A 22,846-nucleotide genomic window follows, 5' to 3' on the forward strand; every position below is an offset into this window, starting at 1 on the left:
GCGGCCATCAACGAGCGCCTGTGACCAGCACATTCGAGGTCGCCCTAAACCGCTGCCTCCCGCATCCCCGTCAGAAAGCCCCTGACCGCAGCCAGTTCCCGCTCGTCGTATCCCCGCAACAGGTCCACCGCCCGGTCGATGAGCGGCCCGAAGTGGGACCACCCGAGGGCGACCGCCCGCTCGTCCACTTCGATGGTGACCTTGCGCCGGTCCCGCGCATCGCGCACCCGCCGCACATGCCCGGCCCGTTCGAGGCGGTCCACCAGTGCTGTCGTTCCTGCCGAGTTGAGCCCGAGAGCGGCGCCGAGGTGCCCTGCGGTGGTCTCCTCGCCGGCGCGGGCTGCGTCCATCAGGGCGATCAGCGCACGCACGTCGGTGGGGTGCATGCCGTTGCGCTGTGCGAACCGGGCACTGTGCCTGCCCAGGTCGACGGCCACCGCGCGCAGCAGGTGGACGATCTCCATCTCGGGCCCCGGCTCGGCTCGTTCGACGATTTCCTCACCCTCCTGATCGGGCACGGACCACCTCCACGTAGTATCTCGCCCAACAAGTATCTTGCTGAGCGAGATAATAGAGGAGTCGCCGTTCATGAACGCTCGCGATACGTACGACGCCGACACCTTCCTCATCGCCTACGACAAGGTCATGGCCAAGTGGCCTGCCGCTCGCGAGACGGCGACCGTTCCCACGCCCTTCGGCACGACGCACGTCAACGTATGCGGCCCGGCCGACAGGCCCTCGCTCGTCCTCCTGCCCGGCGGAGGGGGCGCAACCTCCGCGTCCTGGTACGCACAGGCCGCCGAACTGTCCCGCACTCACCGGGTGTTCGCCGTCGACTTGATCGGCGCCCCCGGACGCAGCACTCCCGACGTCGACCGCCGCCCCCGTACGGTCGCCGACCTGTCGGCCTGGCTGGACGCGCTCCTCGACGGCCTCGGAGTCGCTGAGACCGACCTGGGCGGACACTCGTACGGCGCCTGGATCGCGCTGCATCACGCCATGCACGCGCCCGAGCGGATACGCCGCCTGACCCTTCTGGACCCGACCCAGTGCTTCGCCGGGTTCAGCCCGGCCTACCTGCTGCACGCACTGCCCATACTGCTGCGGAACACCCCACGCCGAGTCCGCGCCTTCCTGGAGTGGGAGACCAAAGGCTCCGCCCTCGATCCCGACTGGCTCGCCCTCCAAGAGGCAGCCGCCGGTTTCCCCTCTCTCCGACCCGTAACCGGGCCGCGCCCGGCGCCGGCCGCGCTCCGCGGCCTGAACCTGCCGGTCCTGCTGCTCCTCGCCGGAAGCAGCAGGACCCATGACCCCTCCAAGGTGGCGGCCCGCGCCGAGGCGCTGCTGCCGCACGTCACAACGACCGTGCTGCCGAATGTCTCCCATCACGCGCTTCCGCACGCCCTCCCGCCTGGGGCGAACCGCAGCCTCGCCGGCTTCCTGGAACGATCCGGTGACTGAGCCTCAGCCCGCCCCGGGAACCACATCCTGAAATCGACTGTCGTTTAGCTCCAGATCAGCAACCGATCAAGCCGACGGTCGCATGATCAACCGCTTTTGTTAGAGCCGGTGAGAGCGGGAGCGGAAGCGGTCAACTACGCCGCGGCATAGAGTCGTTCGGCCGTTACCGCTTTCACGACCCCGACCACGTCGTCCTCGCCCAGTTCACGCCGGGCCGCTTCGGTGACGCCGGCACCGACCGGCGACTGCCCAAGGGCCAAGCCGCGCGGCGCGGTCTCCTCCACGGGCACCGCCTCGGCGTTGTCGAGCGCGGCAAGGAGGGTACGAAGAGCGCTGATCGCGGCCTTGTCACGCGCGCACATTGCTGCTGGCAGCCCTCGGCGCATGCGAAGACGTAGAGGCATGGCTCGTGCCCGTATGGGGGTGCCCGGGAACCCACAACGCGTTACGCGTATCGCCGGCAGGGCAACCGGGAGCACACCTCGCGGGTCTAGCCACCGATGACACACCATCAGGTTCCGTCGTACACGGGGAAACGGCGAACCCGGCGTCCCGAGGGGGACTTCATGCGCATGCGCCCGACCGTCGCCGTCACTTTCCTGACGGCCACCCTTTCCGTGTCTGTGCTTCCGGCCACCGCACACGCGGCGGACCCGACTGCCGCCGGCAGCACCACGTTCTCGCATGTCGTGGTCAACGGCGGCAAGGACATCGTGCTCGGCCCGACCACCAGAAAAACCGTCACGATCACGTGGACGGCCCAGGACCCGGAGGGCATCACCGCGTCCTGGGCCTATCTGTGGCACGGCCCCAACACCGACGACGCGGACGGCATCCTGCCGCAGTACCCGCCGATGGGTACCTGCGTGGTCTCGGCGGCCGACCCAACCACCTCCACCTGCAGAGTGAGTTTCACCGTGGACGCCGTACGGGACGTCGACCACAACGCCCTCGCCGGTGCCTGGAAGGTGCTCGCCGGGGCGCAGGACACCAGCGACGACTGGACGGAGACCGACGTCGTCGGCACGGCCGACATCAAGCGGTCGGCCAAGGTGGCCGTCAACGCCTCGCCCGAGCCGGTGAAGAAGGGCAGGACGATCACGGTGACCGGGAAGCTGACCCGCGCCAACTGGGAGAGCGGCAGCCACACCGGCTACCAGGACCGGCCGGTTCAGCTCCAGTTCCGCAAGAAGGGCAGCTCCGTCTACACCACGCTGAAGACCGTCACCAGCGGATCCGGCGGCTCGCTGAAGACCACCACCAAGGCGAAGACCGACGGCTACTTCCGCTTCGTCTTCACCGGCACCGCCACCACCGGCCCGGCCACGGCCGCAGGCGACTTCGTCGACGTGAGGTGACGGACCGGGGCGCCGCAGCGCCGCATGCTGCGGGTGCGCAGATCGGCGGTCATCATCCGGCCGTGCTCGACACGGTGTCCACGGCCACCAGGACGACGTCGACCACTGGCCGCACCCGGGCCCACACCACCTGGTTGCCGCCCGCGCACTCACGGCAAGCCCGGAGAAGAGGTCGACGCCGAACGCCCGGATCGCCGATGCCCTCCATCCGACGCGCAGCTCGGTCAGCGACCCGGCAGTGGTGGGATTCGGGCGGCGCGTACGGTGGGCTGTCCGTTTCCCAGCATGTACGCGGCCCGCTCCCCCGGCAGGTGTCCGTGCTCTGCCTCATTGCCCCTACGGTCCGGCTCCCGGCTCCCGGCTCCCGGAGAGGGATTCCGCAGCATCGCGCCACGCGGCGGGGCCGATACCGCTGTGAGCGATACCGGCCCCGGGGCTTCGAGTGTTACGGGCGGTCGAGATTGATGGAGTTCACGGGGCCCAGGTCGACCCAGTAGGCCACGCCGGGTCGCATGTCGAAGTCGCAGTTGACGCCGTTGTAGCCCTTGCAGAGGTGGGCGTGGGCGCCGCCGGTCTGGTTGTTGTAGACCCAGTGCCAGCCGTACTGGCCGCTGAGGTTGTGGGCCCCATAGCTCCAGTACGTGTTGGTGGGGCTGGTCTGGCTGCTGCCCGGGTTCACACCTTCCGGGAAGATGCACACGGCTCCGCCAGGGCAGGTGCCCCAGGAGTCCGCGGCGGGCTTCGCCTCCGCCGTGCCGACGCTCAACACGGCCGCGGCAGCGGTCGCCACCGCGACGGCAGCGGCACCTTTGATGCTCTTGCGCATGTTTCCCCCTGGTAGGTCTCCTGCGTCACCGCAGGCCGTCTTCATGCTGACGGGATCAGCATGTCCCGGGGGACCTCCAGGGTCGACGGGTTTCCCGTTGCCCGCTTGGGATCGGCCGGGAAACCCAGTGCAAGCTGGGATCTCGCTGACATTGGTCAACCCGTTGGCCGGACGGGACAACCGACCGGAGTCAGAAGAAAAACAACGAGTCAGCCGCTGGGCCCCGTCCCGGGCTATGTACGGCACGCCCCCGAACAGAGCCTTCAGGAGTGCTGTCGGGGGGGGCTGGAGTGCGAGGTCGGTCCGGTAAGTGGCGCAGTGACGTCCGTCCGGCTCGGGAGCCTCGATGCCATGCGCAGACGTGAGGAGCTGGCCGCAACGCTCACACGGCGCCGCCATGACAGCGGGCGGGACGGCCAAGAGCGGGGGCGTCGCCTCGGCGACGAGGTGCTGGCCCCATGTCGTGGCGCGGGCCACTTCCCGCTGTTGTCCGTCCCGTGCGTCGCGCAGGCGTCGGTGCTCTTCGTCGCGCTGGTGCCAGACATTACAACCCTGGGTGTTGGCTAGGGCGTCGGCGAGGGCTCCCATTGGCCGCAGCGCCGCGCCGCACCAAGCGGACCGTGCACCCTCAACACGGCCAGAGTGGTGACCAGCAGCGGGATCGCGTCGGCGAAGTCGTAGTAACCGTCCCCGCGTTCCTCTCCGAAGTCCCTGCCCACGTCCTCGTACCGGCCCGAGCAGTTCATGCGGGTCAGGTTCATTACGGTGTTCATCTGGTTCTTCGGCGCCTGTTTCCCCATCCGAGTGCCGGGGTCGACTTCGACCGAGAGGACCGGCAGTCCGGCCTTCGGGGCGCGCAGCACGACATCGGCACGGACCGAGGACCGTGTACGCGCCGCACCGGGCACGTTATGTACCACCTACGTCGACCAGGCCGCCAGCGAGTCGGTCCCCGGCGGCACAGGCCGCACCACGGGCGCCAGCGCCGGCTACGGGGCCGGAGCGGTACGCAGGATGGGCGGGCGTGTTCGGGCTGTGTGTCGGTGATCGCGACAGCGGTCTCGTTGACCGCCAACGCGTGCGGCGCACCAGAATGAGCCGCGCCGCGCGATACCGCCCATCTCCGCGAGAAGCCGCACCAGGGCTTCAACAGCCGCTGCGAGACCGAACAGAGTCAGGCGCGCTCAACCTCTCGCCTCGCGCTGCCGCCCCGGCGCACGACAGCCTTCCGGTGCCTCACAGCAGCGCCCGGCGCTTGATCCGGCAACCGGGACAGGCACGGGGATGGGGACGGGGACGGGGACGGGCCAGCGTTTGCAGCTCGCTGAAGGCGTTTCTGTCTGCCCTGACGGTCATCCGTCAGGCGCAACCCGTCGTCACCATCACGTCACAAGTAGTTGCCGCACGGAACCCTGATGCTCTCCCGCCCGCTCTGCATTCACGTACAACGATCACGCGTACCGCGGGGCAACAACGACCGAAACCCGCGGACGCGACGACTCAGGGGGACGACAACATGCGTCACAGCAACGGCATTCGCAGGGCGGCTCTGGCTACGACAGCGGTCACGGCCGTAGCGGCGGCGGTGATCGTCACCCTGCCCGGCGCCGCCATGGCGGCCAGCGCCACGACAGCCACCGCGCCCGCCTGCACGGCCTCCGCACTCCAGGTCAGCGCATGGCAAGCCGCTCACCGGCCCGTGGGGACCGGGACCGGGGCGGCGGTCGTGCAGTTCGCCAACGTCTCCAGGAAAACGTGCGTCCTGAAGGGTCACCCGACGGTCGCGGGCGCCGGCAACGGCTCCCCCTCCCACAACACCCCACTCAAGGTCACCCCCACCGGCCGTGCGGCCACCGTGACGGTCCGGCCGCACGGCAAAGCGTGGGTGAAGCTGACCTTCGTCCAGGTCCAGGGAGAGGGCGACGGCTACTGCGTGTCGGGCAAGGCCCCGAAGGCTTTCCCGACCATGGTTATCGGGCTGCCGCGCTCCGGGAAGCACCAGGTCGCACTGAACGACGGGTGGTGGGCCGAGTGCGACAACAAGGTGACCGTCACTCCGGTCTCGTCGGTCAAGCCTTCCTGACTAACTGTCCTCACACATAGAGCGGCCTGCATGACGATTGCGAAGCCTGACTCACTTGCTTACAAGGAACGGTGCATCACTTCAGGTCGGCGACTCGGCGCACCCTCGGTGCACCGAGTCGCCGGCCAACCCCCGATGACACAAACCCACCTCCGTCAAAGCCCGATGGCAAACGATGGAGATCCAGTGGCGCGGGACAGTTGGCAGAGCACGCCGACTCACGCACAGCCGACCAACGCCGACCAGTTCGCCGGAGTTACCACCGCCGACCTCCGCCACACGAACTTGTGCCTACCGCTCAAGGCCGCCGTACCCATGCGTGATGAACTGTGGCCCGGCTTCGAGACGTTGATCCCGTCTCGTACGAGAGAGTGGGAGGGACCGTGGACCTCGGTGGGGGGACGTGGCAGCGACTGACCGCCGTGGTGCTCGTCATGGCGGTGGCGGCCGGCTGTACGGGGCATGACGAAGGCGCGGGCGGCGGAAACGACCAAGACCTGCTGCGGAACCACGACTGGACGCAGATGCCGGGCACCACCGAGCGGAACGGCATCCTGCGGGTCAGCGCATTGGATCGGCGCATCGTGGAGCAGGACTCCTCCGGCGGCCAGCCCAACCCTCCGCTGAACCTGGCCGGCCCGCATCTCAGGTCCGATGGCGACTTCACCGTCACCGCGCGCATGTCCGGGGTGGGTGACCACGACGGCGGCTCATGGCTGCGGCTGTACGGACAGGTACCGGTCATCTACGACGAATGGCGGCAGGAGCGCCCCTCACTCCGCGTCGGCGTGACCGGCGACGGACAAGTGAAGGTACAGATATGGGACGGCGAGGGCGATGAGCCTGCCGTCTCCAAGGATTTCGACTGCGGCTGCTCCGGCACGGTGGAGCTCGCCATATCGAGCATCGGTAACACGTTCCGCGTGAAAGCCGACGGTCGGCAGCTGGGAACCGTGCAGGACCCAGGGGTGTTCGCCGAGGGCACCGTCTGGTTCGGTCTGGAGGCGGACGCGGGCGAGGACGAGCGGCGCGAGGGATGGCGTCTGACACAACTGACCGCGAGGCCGGAGAGCGGTGACTCCCTCCGCGTGATCAAGGCGCCGCAGCTACGCCAGGAGCAGTCCCACGACTCGCTGCGTGCGCGGGCCGCAGACGTGGGGCGGCCGTTCGACGTCGGCACCGCCCTGGCCGAGAACCCGCTGCTCACCGACTCACGCTACCGGGCGCTCGCGGGGAGCCAGTTCTCGATGCTCACTCCTGAGAACGCGTTCAAACCACAGTTCCTCCACCCGCGCCGGGGCGTCTACGACTTCCGCGACGCGGACCTGCTCATACGCTTCGCCCGCGCAAACGGCATGAAGGTGCATGCGCACACCCTCGTCTGGCACGAGGCCCTGCCCGACTGGATGCGGGAGAACGACGACCCCGAGGATGTGCGCCGGACAATGCTCCGGCACATCGCCATGGTCGCCGGGCACTTCAAGGGAAAAGTCGCGGAATGGGATGTGGTCAACGAGCCCATGTCCGACGACGAGAAGAGCTACACCAACGGGGATCTCGGTCTGCGCTCCGAGCAGAGCCCGTGGTTCGAGGCCATGGGCGAGGAGTACATCGACGAGGCGTTCAGGGCCGCTCACCGGGCCGATCCAAAAGCACGGCTGTTCCTCAACGAGTACGGCGTCGAGGAGGAAGGCGAGCGGTGGGACGCCCTTTACGATCTGGTCGAACGGCTCAAGGAACGCGGCGTACCGATCGACGGCGTGGGTTTCCAGAACCATGAGTACGCACCCAGCGACCGCATCGACCCGGAGACCTTCCGCAGCCATGTACGTGATCTGGCGGAACTCGGGGTTCAGGCGCGGGTGTCGGAGATGGACGTCCCCATAGGCGAAGACGAGGAGTACGGGCGGCAGACCCAGGCTGATGAGATGGCGGACAAACTGCGGGTCTGCCTGGAGGAGCCGAACTGCACATCGTTCTCCACATGGGGATTCACCGACCGGTACGGTTCCACCGCCGACACCAAGATCTATCCTCCGCGCACGACCGACTCCCTCCCGTGGGACGCGGCCTTGCGGCCGAAGGTGGCGTACGAGCGCCTGCTCGAGACCTTTGACGAGACGTGAACAATGAAGGTGCGATCTCTCGGCTTGGTGTCGATGGCAGTGAGAGTCAGAGAGCGTCTTGTTCCGCCAAAGACATTTGAGGGCGGCGAAGTTGAGCAGGCCACGGTCGCACGAGAGCGATGCCACCTGGGATTCAACGCAGGTAGGAGTAGCGCTTTACGAAACCGACTGTCCGCGGAGATCCACCGAGAGGTGTACAGCCTCGTTTCGGCCGGTCGAAGCCACCATCATCACACCGAGCAGACGACCGTCAGCCCTCACGGAGATGCCAGCAACGGCACCAACGGGAACCGTGCACCCCGAAGCCGAGGTCAGCGCCACACCGACCACGACAGCACCAACACAGCGCCGGACCACCGGCCGTGGAAGGGCCAACCGCACAAGCCCCCTGTCTGGGACCCCCGGATCCCTGCTCCCCGGACGACAGCTGCGAGCGGCGTCGGCCTCCCAGGTTGCCTCCACCCGTCACACGCCGCCCATTGCCGCCTTCTAGTTACCTGGCACTTTCCGTTGGCACAACTTCAGCCAGAATCCGCAGATTTTTTGCCAGACTCGTCGAGTCACATGCGCGCTACGTGCGTACCGCTGGTTGCACCCGTCCCCGGACGGACCTACGACCTGCAGGAGACCCAGTGCGTTTCTCGTGGAACATGACGGGAGCCTTCATTGTCGGCGGCGCCGTGAGTCTTGCGGTCGCGGCCTTCGTCTACCCGGGCACACCGGGTGCCAGCGCTGCCCCCGCCTCGCACGACACCATCATTGCGCAAACGGCGTGGGGCCCTCTGACCGAATCGGACCGGGACTTCGTCGTGAAGGTCCGCGCGGCCGGGTTGTGGGAATACCCGGTCGGCCAGCTCGGCCTGCAGAAAGGCACTACAACAGCCGTCATCACTGCAAGCCGGCACCTTATCGACGGGCACTCCGCACTGGACACCACCTGCCGCAAGATAGCGCCAATGCTGAACATCATGCTGCCCAACGTCGCAAGCCCCCAGCAACAGGGCTTCGTTACCTCACTGACGACAGACACCCGCGAGCAGTTCGATTCGGACTTTGCCAACATCCTGCGAATGACACACGGATCCATCTTCAACACGGTGGCGAAAATCCGCTCCACCACCAAGAACACACTCGTCCGCGCCCTCGCCGACCAGGCCAACGACACGGTGCTCGACCACATCACCGTCATGGAAAAAACAGGCCTGGTCAACTTCGACCAGACCCTCCTGCGACAGACCACCCCGCCCGATCTCCCCTCGTCCGCCCTGACCCCACCCCCGCCAACCCTCGGCCAGCCCATGACCGTCCTCACCCCGCCACCTGGCGCCACCTCAACTCCGGCAGACATCGCTGCGATCAGCTGAACAGGACTGAAACAGCTCAGCGCCCGACCTCACCCAAAAACTGAGGGACCGTAACAGCGCTGACAACGGCTGACACAAGGAGGTGGATCGGTCCTGACCGCCATGTCTGGGGCGGGAGTTGGGTCTTCGGCTGAGTATGAAGACATCTCCGTGGATCGTGGCAGATGAGCTGTTGGACCGTCTGGAACCGCTACTGCCCCAGCGCGCGCAGGTTCCGGTATCCCGGACGCAAGGCGTCAGGCCGTCACCCCCTGGCTTGCTGTTGGAGAGCTGACAGAGCTAGAACGGGGGCTGCCAGTCACCCCAGTTCGGCGCATAGCCAGGCGGGGGCCAATGCGCTGAATGACCGGGGTACGTCCACTGACGGCCCACCCACTCGCATTCCGGGATCGCGCCTTCCCAGTCGTCAGTGCAGCGGTCGGCCCAAACCCGGGCCACCATGACCGGCCGGGTCACGACGTTTCCGGCGGCCTCTTGTACCCGTACGACCAAGCCGAGCCCCTCAGCTCCAAGGTTTCCCCGCGGAACGTACCTCACGTTCAGCACCTCACAATCGTGAGCATGCAGGAGGAACCGCTCCAGGTCGGCCGGAACGCAAGCGATTAAATCTCTTCCCCAGAGCGTCACTTGTGGGCCGTGCACTGCATCGACCGCGACGCAGAACAGCAGGCCCTCGGCGAAGTAAGCGTAAACGGCGGGCTCCGCACACTCAGTACCGAACTCCACACCCAGGTTTTCCCAAAACGATGGGTCGGCCCGGAACCGGCGCAGTTCGGCCATGCCCGGCAGCATCGCGGCGACCTCAGTGATAGGCATGCCGAATCGCAGCGACCCGACACCTTCCAGGGGCATCAGCTCTCAGTCGACCCGCGCCGGCCTCTTCACAGCGCCTTGAGACTCTGCTGCCACCAATCTGTTCACCCCGACCCCGCCCAGGCACCGAGGCTCCCTCCTTCCCGGCGCTCTACCTCACCCTGGCACGACACCAGACTCAAGATCGGTCACGGAACTCCGGTCAGAGCCGTTCTCAGAGATCATCATCAACAAACCCGGGTCTGAAAATAGCTTCATGTCCTACGCATACGACGTCACCTCATCGTGGACCAGGATCGTCCGATGGCTGGAGCGGAACGCACCGGCCAGCGCACGAGCACTCAACCCCCCGGCCACAGACGCCGACATCCACCACCTGAACGACTCCCTGGGATTCCACATACCGGATCCCCTGGAAACGTGGCTGCGCCTGAACAACGGCAGCACCACCAAGGACTCCAGAATCGCGATCCCCGGAGGCTTCCAGCTCATCCCCCACGTGGACTCCAACATGTTCCCCGGCGGTGAGGTATTCCTCGACTCCCAAAGCATCATCAACCGGTATCGGGACCACCTCCGCATCGCCCACGACATCGGCGACGAGGACTGGTGGAAGCCGTCATGGATTCCGGTGCTGGCCGCGGCGGATGGCCACTACGGGGTGATCCTGGACGCCGGGCAGACCGACCGAAGCATCCCCGTGCTGGCCTACCGTGAGACCGCGTACGCCAAGGTTTACGCCTCATCGCTGGAACAACTGCTGACCGGCGTGGCAGACGTTCTGGAACACGGACAGGGAAACAGTGCGCTGAACGGACAGGGAAACAGTGCTCTGACACGTGGGTATCGGGCGTCAGTCCAGGACGAGCTGGTGGTGTGGTCCTGATCCCTAAGGTGCTGCAACACAGCCTGCTGTCGCGTGCAGACGGACAAGCGGATCAACCGTGCCCTGCCCCTTCAACCGCGATCAATACCGCGGACTCCTCGACCGGCAGGTCCACCCGTAGCGCCCGACCACCCTCGTCCCATTCGACGCCCGCCTGCGCCCCGGCCTCGAACAGCACATACGGCCGCGCGTCCGCGACGGCTCCGGGCAGTGGGACCGTTACCGCCGGAGGTGCCCCGCCCCGGCGCCACAGGGAGAGCAGTATCGTCCCGTTCCGCGCGACCAGCGCCAGGGCGAGCCAGCCGTCGCGCCAGCCCGGCAGGCCCAGCGGCCAGTGCGGGCGGGTGTCGGGCAGGAGGTGGCGGTAGCTCTTGTAGGTGATCAACGCCTCGCGTACGAGGTTCATTTGATGGTCTGTCAACTAATCGGGGCGTCCGCTGAGATGTATCCGTCCGAGCATGGCCGACACCAACACCATGCCGAGATCGGCGTCGGTGTGCTCGGCTTGCGGGTATGCCCAGATCGCGCCCTGTTCCGGCGTGACGGCGGTGGGCGCGGCGGCGGCGGTCGCGGGGATCAACCGGAAGTCCTGCTGGTCGGTGACCGAGTGGATGGGCAGCCGGGAGAGGGTGGCGTGGTCGGTGCGGCTGCCGCCGGCCGCGCAGCTCTCCAGGACCAGGCCGGGATGGCGGTCGAGAACACCGTCGAGCCAGTCGAGATACGCGCGGTTGTGGCCGAGCAGCCCGTCACCGGGGCTGTCACTGCCCGTCGGTCCGTCGGTCCCCGCGCCGATGTCGATGTTGTAGTCGAGTTTGAGGTATCCGACGCCGTAATCACGCACCAACCGGTCCACGACGCTGTCGAGGTGCGTCCGGGCGGCCGGGTGCCGCAGGTCGAGCTGATGCCGGCCCCACTCCACCAAGCGGATGCCATCCCGCCGGAAGAAAGCCTCGTCCGGCAGCTCGGTCGCGGCCATTGCCCGCACTCCCACGACCTCTGGCTCCAGCCACAGTCCGGGCACCATCCCCGCTTCGCGGATCCGGCCGATCACCTCGCCGATCCCGTCCGGGAACCGGGTCGGCGACTCCTGCCACTCCCCCACCGCGTCCCACCAGCCCGGCACTCCCCCCGGCCCGACCGTGCCAGGCGGTTCGTCGTCGAACCAGCCCGCGTCGATACAGAACACCTCGGCCCCAGCAGTCGCGGCGGCGTCGATCAGGGGCAGCAGCGCCTTGGTACTGGGTTCGCCCATCAGGCTGTTCATGAAGTCGTTGAAGACGACGGGGAGTTGGTCGAGGTCGGGGTGGGATCGGCGGGTGGCGCGCCGGTGTGCTGTCAGCGCGCCGACCGCCGCCTCCAGACCGCCTTCCGGCACGACGGCCAGCGCGGCCGGGACCGTACGGAAGGAGTCGCCGGGGGCGAGACGGCGGCGCCACTGGTGTTCGCGGTCGCTGGGGCCGGACAGGGTGAGGTACAAGTCGTCGTAGCGGTCGCCGAGTTCGGCGTGCCAGGAACCGTTGTGCTCGATCTGCCAGCACAGGGCGCGGCCGGTCGCCGTCTCCTCCAGACAGCCCATCGGCAGGTGTTCGGACGAGGACCATGAGCCGGTGCTGGTGACGGCGACCCGGTTCTTCGAACCGGTCTGGCCGAACGCGACCATCCCGACGTCGTACAGCCCCCGATCGGCCAGGGTCGCGCGCGACCAACGGAACTCTCCGCTCCACGGGTTGGCGGCGAGCCAGAGTGACAGTCCGTCCTCCCACCGCTCGTCGGCAGGGAGTTGCCTGGCGAGGTTGGACACGGCGAAGGAGGACACGTACTCCAGCGTCACCGGCGCGTCGCCCGCGTTCCGGACGAGCGCCTCGGCGTGCAGGACAGGCAGGCCGGGACGTAGCCGGTACACCGCAGTCACCCGTAGGCCGGTCGCCTCGTCCGCCATCCGGACGCGCAACGTTCGCACCGGCTCTCCCCGCGCCCCGCCGTCGCCCACGTCCTCTTCATGACCGACACAGCGCAGGGTCCGGGAAAGCGCACCGTCGACGTGCCGCTTGCCGGATGTGCCCAACCTTCCACCGCCCGCGGTCTGTATCTCGACCAGCGGCAACGCCCGCCGCGCGAGCCGCGCACACATCTCGGCCTCTCGCTCGGGATCGGGCAGACCGGAGACCTCGCCCACGGCCAACAGACGTGGGGGGCCGGCCGGGTCGAGGGAGATGAGCAGCGACAACTCGTCGCTGCCCCAGCGCAGAAAGGTGAGGGACATGGAGCGCTCCGGCCGTGGAGTAGGGGTAGGAAGTAGGAGGCAGAACAGGGCATGTCGACGAGGAAAGTAAACGGTTACTGGATTCGTTACGCTAGCCCTGCCTCCCGCCGCACGGCAAGACACCCGCCATGCAGTAACGTCGGACCGTGACGGACAACCGGAAAAGCGATCGGTCAACCACTCGCACGGGGCAGAAACGCAAGCGGACCGAGCCGCAGCAGGCTTCCAAGGAGCGCCCCAGCACGATTCGGGACGTCGCCGTCAAGGCAGGCGTCTCAGTGGCAACCGTTTCCCGCGCGCTGGCCGGCAACTACCCGGTGTCGGACGAGGCCAGGGCCCGGGTCATGGCGGCGGTCGAGTCCCTGCACTACGTGATCAACGTGCACGCCAAGGCACTCTCGGGTGGGGTCGCCGGTCCGGTCGCCCTGGTCATGAAGGACATCACCGGCCCCTCGCTCGCCCATGTCGCCGCCGGAGTGGAACAAGAAGCCGCGGACCGGGGCAGGTTGAGCCTGGTGTGCGCCACGCACGACGACTCGGCGCGCGAGGACGACCTGGTCCAGCTCATGCGCGAGCAGCACGCGGCGGCCGTCCTTCTGGTGGGCGGCGTCGTCCCCGACGAGGCGTACGTACGGCGCATGGCCGGATACGCGAAGGCACTCGACGCCGCCGGTTCGCGGCTCGTGCTGGTCGGTCGCCCGGCACCGAAGGACGGGCTCCCGGTGACCGTCGTGGACTACGACAACCGGGGCGGCGCCTTCCAGGCCACCTCGCATCTGCTCGCCTACGGACATCGGCGGGTGCTGTTCCTCGGGGGCGAGAGCGGGTTGAGCAGTTCCGACGAGCGCCGGGCCGGATACCGGGACGCCCTGCGCGCGCACGGCGCCGAGCATGTCGAGGAGTTGGACACCACCGGGACCTACACCCGAGCCTCGGGCTTTGTCCGGACGCGGGACGCGCTCCGCACCGGCCTGGAGTTCACGGCGGTGTTCGCCGCCTCGGACATGGTCGCGCTCGGCGCCCTGGCCGCACTGCGCGAGGCGGGTCTCGACGTACCGGGAGACATCTCCGTCGTGGGCTTCGACGACGTCCCCTTCGCCAGCGACCTGACGCCGTCGCTCACCACGGTCCGAGTGCCCTACGAGGAACTCGGCCGTACCGCCGTACGCATGGCCCTGGCGCGCGGGGACACCCTCACCGACGACGACGTCGTGCTCGGCACCCAGTTGGTCATCCGTCAGTCGGTGAAGCGCCTCGACTGGTAGCGGGCGCGTCCGTCCCCCGCTTAGAGACCTGCTCGGCTCGGTGCCGAGTTCCGCACCGACCCACGCCGGAGGCCGAACGCCCCGGCGTCATTCGTCACTTCCTACCGATTGACCAGCTCTCACGGGCGTGCCTACGGTGTGCAGCAAACGTTTTCTATGCGTCGCACGCACATCAGGAGACCCATGCTCAGCGCCCAGTCGCCCAAGGCCGTGTTCGCCCTGGATCCGGTACACCTTCCGCTCCTGTTCCCGACATCGCTCATGAACCGACTCAGGTCGTCCGCCCGGATCGAGCCCGCGCTCGTCGTACGCGACTTCACCGACCCCGCTGCCGAGGCGGCGTTGGCCGATGCCGACATCCTGATCACCGGTTGGGGCTCCCCTCACCTCGGTGCGGACACCCTCACCCGCACGCCCCGGCTGCACACGGTGCTGCACGCCGCCGGCTCCGTACGCTCACTCGTGGGCGGGGCACTGTGGGACCACGGTGTCACCGTCTCCAGCGCCGTCACCGGCAACGCCGTCCCGGTCGCCGAGTACACGCTGGCGATGATCCTGCTCGCAGGGAAGGACACCTTCGCCCTGCGCGAGCGGTTCCGCCGCTCCCATGTCTACCCGACCCCCGCCGACACAGCGGCCGTCGGGAACGTCGGCCGCCGGATCGGCGTCATCGGCGCCTCCCGGGTAGGCCGACGACTCCTGGAGCTGCTGCGCCCGTTCGACTTCGAGGTGTTGCTGTACGACCCGTATGTCGAGGCGACCGAGGCCGTCGAACTGGGCGCCAGGCTCCTCCCCTTGGACGATCTGCTGCGCCAGAGCGACATCGTCAGCCTGCACGCCCCCGACATCCCCGAGACCCGTCACATGCTCGACCGGACCCGTCTCGCCCTGATCCGTGACGGGGGCGTGCTGATCAACACCTCCCGGGGCGCCCTGGTCGACCACCAAGCGCTCACCGAAGAGCTGGTACGAGGCCGGCTCCAAGCGGTGCTCGACGTCACCGAGCCCGAACCCCTGCCCGCGGGCTCGCCGTTGTACACACTGCCCAACGTGGTCCTCACGCCGCACATCGCCGGCTCTCTCGGTAACGAACTGGGGCGGCTCGGGCGCATAGTCGTCGAGGAACTGGAACGCGTGGCCGCCGGCCTGCCCCTGGCACACGAGGTGCACCGCACAGACCTCGCACGGGTGGCTTGAGACCGCAGCGCAGGACACTGAGCGCAGTAATCGTTTACGACGAGACGGTCCACCTCGCCCACACCACCCCCAGTGAATCCGTCAGCCCTCACCAGGGCATTCCTGACGGCCGCTGGACGCTTCAGGTGGCCACCATCTGCGAAAACCTCGCGGATCCAGCTCACGGACCGAGCTGCCAGCGCTAACACACCGGACAAGTCGCCGTAACTTTTTGGACTTCACCCCTTGATGGGCGGCGCCAGTGTGACTTAGCTTCCATAGCAACCGATTACTACACCGCTTGCCGGGTGGCTCGCCCACTACGACGACCGCGGTCTTCCGGTCGCGTACGGCCCGTTCCGAGCCGCATTCCGCTCCAGCCCCTCCCCCAATTCTCGCGGTCCCCTTGTTCGTTCAAGGGCGCGCACAGTCCGAAGGATCATGGTCGATGAAGCCCAACAGCCCTCGTGGAAGAGTTCTGCACGCCGCCGTCGCGGGTGCCGCCCTGGCCGGTCTGCTCACCGCCTGCGGCGGGTCGGGCGGTTCCGGCGGCTCGACCTCCTCCGGCCCGGTCACCCTTCAGTTCTGGGGCTGGGCCAACGGCCAGGAGGCCCTGGTCAAGGAGTTCAACGCCGCGCACAAGGACGTCAAGCTCAAGTACACCAAGGTCACCGACCAGTTGACCATCCAGAAGCAGCTGAGCAACGCGCTCAAGGCCAAGAGTGCCCCCTGCCTGGTGCAGAACACGGCGGAGTACGTGACGAGTTGGGTCTCGCAGGGCGCGCTCGCCGACATCACAAAGTACGTCGAGCCCAGCAAGAGCAAGTTCAACGCCGGTTCCTGGGCCGGTGTCCAGGTGCAGGGCAAGATCTACGGCGTTCCGACCAGCTCCGCACCGGCGTTCACGATCTACCGTACCGACGTCTTCAAGAAGTACGGCCTCAAGGCGCCGACGACGTGGGACGAGTTCATCGCCGCGGGCAAGGTCCTCACGAAGCACGGCATCAAGATCACCAACTATGCCGGTGAGGACCCCAGCACCCTCGAAGTGCTTGCGATGCAGGCGGGCGCCCATTGGTACGCGATCGACGGCGACGCCTGGAAGGTCGACTTCCAGGACGCGGGCAGCCTCAAGGCCGCCCAGGTGATCCAGGACATCATCGACGACGACCTCAACTCCACGCTGTCGTTCGCCGACTACGCGGCCGTGCAGCGCAACTTCGACAACGGCGGCACCGCGACCCGGCAGATCTCCACCTGGCAGATGTCCGGCATGGTGCAGAACTTCACCGACTCCTTCGGCGACTGGGCGCTGTCGCCCTGGCCGACGTTCGCGGGCGAGGCGGCCAAGACGCCCGCCGGGACGAACCAGAGTGGCGGAATGAACTTGGTGACCGAGCAGTGCGCACACCAACAGCAGGCCGCCGAGGCCGCGTTGTGGCTGTCGACCGACAACAGTGCTGTGAAGACGATGGCGAGCCCCACCACCGGCAGCGGGGTGATGCCGGCGCTGGCCGACAGCAGTTCCTACGTCGATGAGGCCATCTCGCAGAAGCTGCTGGGCACGAACTACGAACCTGCCAAGAAGGTCGTCACCGACAGCCTCGGCACCGTGACGTCGGACTGGGTGTTCGGCCCGGACTGGACCGCGATGTTCACCGAGTTGCAGACCCAGTGGGGCAAGGTGGTCGGCAAGCAGGAGAAGGTCACCGATCTGCTGGCGCACATGCAGGAATGGACGGTCCAGGACCTGAAGTCCCGCGGTATCAGCGTCAAGGGCTGAGGCGGCACCGATGATCCGCTCCCAGCGCTGGAAGGGCGCCGCGTTCACGGTGCCCTTCCAACTCGGCTTCGTCTTCCTCTACCTGATCCCGATCGGCTACGCCCTCTACCAGTCCCTGTACCGTGCGCAGTCCTCCGGACTCGGCCTGGGCGGCAGCACCGACACGTTCTCCGGCCTGCACAACTACCAGCAGGGCCTGACCGACGCGGCGTTCATGAACGCGGTCCTGCGCGTGGTGGTGTTCGCCTGCGTGCAGATCCCGCTGATGCTGCTCGCCAGCCTGCTCCTGGCCCTGTTCCTCGACGCACTGTCCGCCAGGGCGGCGGGCCGCTTCCGGATCCTTCTCCTGGTGCCGTACATGATCCCCGGGGTGGTCGCGGCCATCGTGTGGATCAACCTGTACAGCCCGGACGTCGGACCGCTGACCCCGCTGGGCAGAGTCTTCGGGCTGTCCTGGAACTTCTTCGCCCCGTCGATGGTGTGGCCGTCCATCGGCAACCTGCTGACCTGGCACGGCATCGGCTACAACATGGTCATCATCCACGCCGCGCTCCAGGGCGTCCCCCGCGAGCTGTTCGAAGCGGCCCGGCTGGACGGCGCCTCCGAGACCCGCATCGCGACCAGCATCAAAATCCCCTACATACGCGGCGCGTTGGTGCTGACCGGGATGCTCTCCATCATCCAGATGCTGCAGATCTTCAACGAACCCGCCCTGTTCCGCAACGTCACCCCGCAGACCGTCGACGACAGCTTCACACCGATCATGGTCATCTACAACCAGGCCTTCAACGCCGGCAACTACCACTACGCGGCAGCCCTCTCCGTCCTCCTCGCCCTCCTCCTCGGCCTCGCCTCCTTCCTCTTCTACCGGCTCACCGCGAAGGAGGCCCACGGATGACCCTCACCGAAGAACGCCGCAGCACCCGCCAGCTCCGCCGCCTCAACACACCCGATCCGGCGGCCCGTTCACGCGGCGGCCAGCGCTTCCTCCTCGCCGGCCTCGCCCTGGCCAGCGCCTACAGCCTCTTCCCCGTGTGGTGGCTGATCGTCGCCGCCACCAAGAACCGCACAGCCCTCTACCAGAGCAACGGCCTCTGGTTCTCCGGCATGCACCTCTGGCAGAACATCCGCCAGGTCTTCACCTACGACCACGGCATCTTCCTGCGCTGGACCGCCAACTCCCTCCTCTACGCCGGTATCGGCTCCCTCGGCGGCACCCTCATCGCCCTCGCCACCGGCTACGGCCTCGCCCGCTTCGACTTCCCCGGCCGCAGCACGGTCTTCGCCTGCGTGATCGGCTCCTTCCTCATCCCCATCGCCCTGCTGACCCTGCCGCTCTACCTGATGTTCTCGACCATCGGCCTGGTCGACACCCCCTGGGCCATGCTGATCCCCTGCCTGATCAACCCCTTCAGCGTCTACCTCGCCAAGGTCTACACCGAGGCCACCATCCCCTTCGAACTCCTCGAAGCCGCACGACTGGACGGCGCCGGCGAACTGCGGATCTTCCTCAGCATCGTCCTGCGCATGATGACCACCGGCGCAGCGACCGTCTTCCTGCTCGCCTTCGTCAACACCTGGAACGCCTTCTTCCTCCCCCTGACCGTCCTGCGCGGCGAGACCAACTGGACCCTCACCATCGGCCTCTACAACTGGACCGGCAAACGCCTCGAATCCGGCGTCGACCTCACCGGCCTGGTCCTGACCGGCGCACTCCTCTCCATCATCCCCATGGCCGTGATGATGATCGCGATGCGACGCTACTGGCGCACCGGCGTCACCCTGGGAGCCCTCAAGTGACACCTGGGCCCCGATAAGCGCGTGGTGCACGCGCCCCGGTACCGACACCGACACCACACCTTCGCCCGGTCGGAAGTCGCCTTCCTCCCTGTCTCCAACCCACCGCGGAGCCGCAGCATGTCCGAGAGACCCCAAGAGCAGTCGCCTGTCCAACTCCCCTCCCGTCGCACGGTCCTTGGCGTCATGGCTGCCGGAACAGCGGCGCTGGGACTGCCCGCGGCAGCGGCAGGTCGCGCCTTCGCCGACGATTCGTCACCCGCCGACGGCCTGCCCGCATTGCGTACGTGGCGCGGCTCCAACGGGTTCGTCCACCCCGGTATCGGTGTCTCGGCCGCCAACCTGCGCCAGGCCCGCGCTCAGGTGCTCGCCGGCCGTGAGCCGTGGGTGAGTTACTACGCGGCGATGCGGCAGACGTCGTACGCCTCCACGGCTCTCCAGTCGAAGAACCTGGGCAGCGTTCCGGACCTGCCGGGCACCGACACCTTCGCCTCCCAGGGCACGGAGTCGAAGCTCATCGAGGACTCCTGGGGTGTGCTCACCCAGGCGATCCTGTACTTCATGACCGGCGACCCGGTCTACCGCGCCAACGGCATGAAGATCATCCGGATCTGGAGCCACATGGCGCCGGACAAGTACGCCTACTACGCCGACGCCCAGATCCACTCCGGTGTCCCTCTCTACCGGTTGCTGGCCGGAGCGGAGCTCTTCCGTGCCACCGACTTCGACACGGGGTACACCGACTACGACATCGCCTGGCACGACTCCGACACCGCGGATCTGACGGCGAACCTGATCGTCCCGATGACGGAGACGTTCCTGCACAAGAACACCTACTACTACAACCAGCACTTGTACCCGCTCGTCGGTGCCCTGGCGGGCTACATCTTCACCGACAACCTCGCCCGCTACCGCGAGGGCGTCGAGTGGTACACCGTCAACTCGACGACCACGCGCCCCGAGCAGAACGGCGCGATCGCCTCGCTCTACCCGCGGATCGACAAGCACGACCCGCTCAACACGTACGGCCGTTCCTTCGTCCAGCACCAGGAGATGGGGCGCGACCAGGCGCACGCGGAGGACGGCGTGTACGCGGCCACGGGCCTGGCCCGCATCCTCACGGTGCAGGGCACCCGGGTCGACCCGGTTAAGGGCACCGTCTCCACGGCCCGCAACGCCGTGAGCCCGTACCGCTTCCTCGACAACCGGCTCCTGACCGGCTCAGACCCCTTCTACCGCTACATGCTGGGCCACACGATCCCCTGGATCGACACCACAGGCGGCCCGGGCAAGGTCTCCGACGCCTACCGGGGACGCCTGTTCAACCCGCTCGACGAGCTGTACCACGTCTACACCTACGACCAGCCCGTCAACCTCCGCAAAGAGGCACCCGGCCTCGCTGAGACGCACCGCAGCGCCGAGGGACCGACCTACTACTACGGCAGCTCGCTCACGAACTTCTGGGGTGGAATCCAGCCCAACCCCGAGTACTGGCTGTCGCTGCCCCGGGCTGTCGCCGGGCAGAGCCCGCCCGAGCCCACCGGCCCGAACGTACCGTTCGCGACCAAGAGCGTTCTGCTGGACGGCCGTTCCAAGGTGCGGGCGGAGGACGGGCACGCGTTCGTGCGGGTCCGGCCGTCGAAACAAGGCAGCGTCGTCGCGATCCGGCAGCTGATGTACGGCGACACCTCGAAGTACTACCCGGTCGGTGTGCGCGTCCGCACCACCGCCTCCGCGACCCTGGAGATCGGCCGGGACCTCGCCGGCACGCCCTATTGCACGCTCACTGTGCCCGACACGCATGGCGAGTGGCGCTACCTCACGTACAACCTCCAGGCGTCCGTCGTACCGGCCAGTGTCGTCGGCAACTACATCGCCTACTACCGGATCAAGGGCCCGTCGCACGGGACCGTCGATCTCGACCACGTCAACCTCCTCGCGGTCAGCCAGCTCTCCCCGCCGCTCTTCCCGCAAGGCAGTGCCACGACGATCATCGGGCTCAAGGGCGCGGCGCTGTCCCGTTCTCTCGCCGCGAGCGACCCGAACACCTCGGACACCGTCACCTACGAGGCCGAGGGACTACCGAGCGGCGCGACGCTCAACTCGGCCACGGGCACGCTCACTTGGACCCCGAGCGCCGCCCAGACCGGCACCCACGCCTTCCATGTCGTCGCCACGGACGGCACGGTCGACACCGTCCTCGACGTGACCTTGCCGGTGGCCGCCGACCGCGCGTCCGCCTACCGACTCGCCCTGGACGCCTACGACACCACCGCCACCTACACCACCGCGTCCCTCGCCGTCTTCCAGCCCCTGGCCGACTCCGTCAAGGCGTCGATCGAGAGCGCGGACGACGAGACGTTCCTCGCGAACCTGCTGACACTCCAGACGGCGGTGACGAAGCTCCAGCTCCTCTCCCCGCGTCTGGCCGACGACAGCACCCTCGCCTATCCGGCCCTCGTCACCTCGCCGACCCTCACCGCCGCCGCCATCGCGAACATGACCGACGGCGACTTCAACACCACCAGCGGCGACCTGCGGGCCCCGTTCGTCCTCGACTTCGGTGTCGGCTACCGCTTCACCGCGACCGCCTTCGGCCTCCGAGCGCGCTACAACTTCGCCAACCGCTCGCAGGGCGCCAACGTCTACGGCTCCAACGACAAGGTCACCTGGACGAAGCTGACCGTCACCGAGACCACCGACACCACGGACGACGACTTCGCCATGGAGACCATCGCCGTCGCCGAAGCACTGCGCGACGAGCAGTACCGCTATCTCAAGGTCCAGGTCGACGACCCGGGCGTCCCCACCGACCCCGCCTACCCCGGCATCTCGTCCTTCAGCGAACTCCGGGTCCACGGCGACCGTCACGAGGCCGTCGACACGATCTCGACAGTGCTCCTCTCGTCGAGCAACGCGCTCGCGGGCCGAGCCGTCGACGGAGACACGGTCACCCTCACGCTCACCGCGAAGGAGGCCGTCACCGGGGTCACGGTGACCATCGAGGGTCAGCAGGCCGAGGTCAGCCAGGACGGCGACACCACGTTCCGCGCGCACGTCGTCCTGCCCGACGACATCGCCTCCGGCCGCAACCTCCGCTTCAGCGCGGACTACACGACGACGGCCGGCGCCAGGGGCGCGACCGTGTACGCGACGACCGACGACTCGTACCTCTACCTCTCCAACGAACAGAACATCGTGAACGACGTGATGACCAAGGCGGACCTGGTGAGCCTCACCGGCACGTCCGAGTCCTCCAAGGCCGCCGCCACCGCGCTGCTGTTCGACGCGAAGCTCACCACGTACACCGACACCCGCGCGGTGAACGGCCAGTACTACATCGTGTGGGACTTCCGCGAGGGCGGCTCACTCGCCCTCGACCGCGCCGACCTGATCGTCCGCCAGGACTCCTACGGCACCTCCCGCGCCGCCGGACTCCAGCTCCTCGGCTCTCACGACCTCACCACCTGGACAGCCGTCACCGGCAAGGCCCAGACGATCCTCCCGTGGCAGAACCTGGCCCGTACCGACACCAGCACCGCCCCGGTGCCGTACCGCTACATCCGTCTGTCCAACACGAACATCATCGGCGTCGCCGAACTGCGCTTCTTCGGCACCTACAGAGCACCCGGCACAAGCTGAGGC

Annotated in this window: 18 protein-coding genes and 1 pseudogene; 12 read left to right on the forward strand and 7 right to left on the reverse strand. The window is 67.6% G+C overall.

Annotation, left to right across the window (positions count from 1 at the left end):
* Positions 1 to 44: 44 nt before the first annotated feature.
* Positions 45 to 464 carry a MarR family transcriptional regulator gene (locus ACIPTO_RS15890; protein ID WP_366325767.1) on the reverse strand — a complete coding sequence of 140 codons (420 nt, stop codon included), beginning with the start codon at positions 462 to 464 and terminating at the stop codon, positions 45 to 47.
* Between the two features lie 124 nt (positions 465 to 588).
* Here ACIPTO_RS15890 and ACIPTO_RS15895 point away from each other — a divergent pair, with 124 nt between their 5' ends.
* Positions 589 to 1,461, forward strand: a complete 873-nt coding sequence (locus tag ACIPTO_RS15895) for an alpha/beta fold hydrolase (RefSeq protein WP_401192221.1) — start codon at positions 589 to 591, stop codon at positions 1,459 to 1,461.
* Between the two features lie 137 nt (positions 1,462 to 1,598).
* Here the strand turns inward: ACIPTO_RS15895 and ACIPTO_RS15900 are convergent.
* Positions 1,599 to 1,823 (reverse strand): annotated as a pseudogene (locus tag ACIPTO_RS15900) (hypothetical protein); the annotation flags it as partial.
* A 210-nt stretch (positions 1,824 to 2,033) separates the two neighbouring features.
* Here ACIPTO_RS15900 and ACIPTO_RS15905 point away from each other — a divergent pair.
* Complete coding sequence (locus tag ACIPTO_RS15905; protein ID WP_401193614.1) at positions 2,034 to 2,819, forward strand: hypothetical protein; 786 nt, start codon at positions 2,034 to 2,036, stop codon at positions 2,817 to 2,819.
* A 445-nt stretch (positions 2,820 to 3,264) separates the two neighbouring features.
* Here ACIPTO_RS15905 and ACIPTO_RS15910 read toward each other — a convergent pair whose 3' ends face one another.
* Positions 3,265 to 3,645 carry a hypothetical protein gene (locus ACIPTO_RS15910; protein WP_366325755.1) on the reverse strand — a complete coding sequence of 127 codons (381 nt, stop codon included), beginning with the start codon at positions 3,643 to 3,645 and terminating at the stop codon, positions 3,265 to 3,267.
* Positions 3,646 to 4,208: 563 nt separating this feature from the next.
* Positions 4,209 to 4,553: a hypothetical protein gene (locus tag ACIPTO_RS15915; protein WP_366325757.1), complete on the reverse strand. Its 345-nt coding sequence runs from the start codon at positions 4,551 to 4,553 to the stop codon at positions 4,209 to 4,211.
* Between the two features lie 608 nt (positions 4,554 to 5,161).
* Here ACIPTO_RS15915 and ACIPTO_RS15920 point away from each other — a divergent pair.
* The 3 genes from ACIPTO_RS15920 to ACIPTO_RS15930 all read left to right on the forward strand — a co-directional run bounded on the left by ACIPTO_RS15920 (position 5,162) and on the right by ACIPTO_RS15930 (position 9,218).
* Entirely contained in the window at positions 5,162 to 5,728 is a 567-nt protein-coding gene (locus ACIPTO_RS15920) for a DUF4232 domain-containing protein (RefSeq protein ID WP_401192224.1), read from the forward strand.
* A 383-nt stretch (positions 5,729 to 6,111) separates the two neighbouring features.
* A complete protein-coding gene (locus ACIPTO_RS15925) occupies positions 6,112 to 7,854 on the forward strand; it encodes an endo-1,4-beta-xylanase (protein ID WP_401192226.1) in 1,743 nt (580 codons plus the stop codon).
* Positions 7,855 to 8,504: 650 nt separating this feature from the next.
* Positions 8,505 to 9,218, forward strand: a complete 714-nt coding sequence (locus tag ACIPTO_RS15930) for a DUF4142 domain-containing protein (RefSeq protein ID WP_401193617.1) — start codon at positions 8,505 to 8,507, stop codon at positions 9,216 to 9,218.
* Positions 9,219 to 9,497: 279 nt separating this feature from the next.
* Here the strand turns inward: ACIPTO_RS15930 and ACIPTO_RS15935 are convergent, their stop codons facing one another.
* Entirely contained in the window at positions 9,498 to 9,998 is a 501-nt protein-coding gene (locus ACIPTO_RS15935; RefSeq protein ID WP_401192229.1) for a hypothetical protein, read from the reverse strand.
* 289 nt (positions 9,999 to 10,287) lie between these two features.
* Here ACIPTO_RS15935 and ACIPTO_RS15940 point away from each other — a divergent pair, with 289 nt between their 5' ends.
* Positions 10,288 to 10,917, forward strand: a complete 630-nt coding sequence (locus tag ACIPTO_RS15940) for an SMI1/KNR4 family protein (protein ID WP_401192231.1) — start codon at positions 10,288 to 10,290, stop codon at positions 10,915 to 10,917.
* A 52-nt stretch (positions 10,918 to 10,969) separates the two neighbouring features.
* Here the strand turns inward: ACIPTO_RS15940 and ACIPTO_RS15945 are convergent, their stop codons facing one another.
* The gene (locus ACIPTO_RS15945) at positions 10,970 to 11,323 is read right to left on the reverse strand and encodes a hypothetical protein (protein ID WP_401192234.1); all 354 of its coding nucleotides are present in this window, start codon (positions 11,321 to 11,323) and stop codon (positions 10,970 to 10,972) included.
* 15 nt (positions 11,324 to 11,338) lie between these two features.
* Entirely contained in the window at positions 11,339 to 13,180 is a 1,842-nt protein-coding gene (locus ACIPTO_RS15950) for a glycoside hydrolase family 36 protein (RefSeq protein WP_401192237.1), read from the reverse strand.
* A gap of 245 nt (positions 13,181 to 13,425) precedes the next feature.
* Between ACIPTO_RS15950 and ACIPTO_RS15955 the strand changes: the two genes are divergently transcribed.
* The 6 genes from ACIPTO_RS15955 (at position 13,426) to ACIPTO_RS15980 (ending at position 22,843) form a co-directional block, all read left to right on the forward strand.
* Entirely contained in the window at positions 13,426 to 14,445 is a 1,020-nt protein-coding gene (locus ACIPTO_RS15955; protein WP_401193619.1) for a LacI family DNA-binding transcriptional regulator, read from the forward strand.
* 183 nt (positions 14,446 to 14,628) lie between these two features.
* Positions 14,629 to 15,642 (forward strand): hydroxyacid dehydrogenase, encoded by a 1,014-nt coding sequence (locus tag ACIPTO_RS15960; protein WP_401192240.1) that lies wholly within the window; start codon positions 14,629 to 14,631, stop codon positions 15,640 to 15,642.
* A gap of 427 nt (positions 15,643 to 16,069) precedes the next feature.
* On the forward strand, positions 16,070 to 17,404 hold the full coding sequence (locus ACIPTO_RS15965) for an ABC transporter substrate-binding protein (protein ID WP_401192242.1): 1,335 nt from the start codon (positions 16,070 to 16,072) through the stop codon (positions 17,402 to 17,404).
* 10 nt (positions 17,405 to 17,414) lie between these two features.
* Positions 17,415 to 18,302, forward strand: a complete 888-nt coding sequence (locus ACIPTO_RS15970; protein ID WP_401192245.1) for a carbohydrate ABC transporter permease — start codon at positions 17,415 to 17,417, stop codon at positions 18,300 to 18,302.
* The gene (locus ACIPTO_RS15975; RefSeq protein ID WP_401192248.1) at positions 18,299 to 19,204 is read left to right on the forward strand and encodes a carbohydrate ABC transporter permease; all 906 of its coding nucleotides are present in this window, start codon (positions 18,299 to 18,301) and stop codon (positions 19,202 to 19,204) included. Before ACIPTO_RS15970 ends, ACIPTO_RS15975 begins: the two co-directional genes overlap by 4 nt.
* 183 nt (positions 19,205 to 19,387) lie before the next feature.
* A complete protein-coding gene (locus ACIPTO_RS15980; protein WP_401192250.1) occupies positions 19,388 to 22,843 on the forward strand; it encodes an Ig domain-containing protein in 3,456 nt (1,151 codons plus the stop codon).
* Positions 22,844 to 22,846 lie beyond the last annotated feature (3 nt).

Source organism: Streptomyces sp. NPDC090083 (assembly GCF_044747445.1).
Classification (GTDB): Bacteria; Actinomycetota; Actinomycetes; order Streptomycetales; family Streptomycetaceae; genus Streptomyces.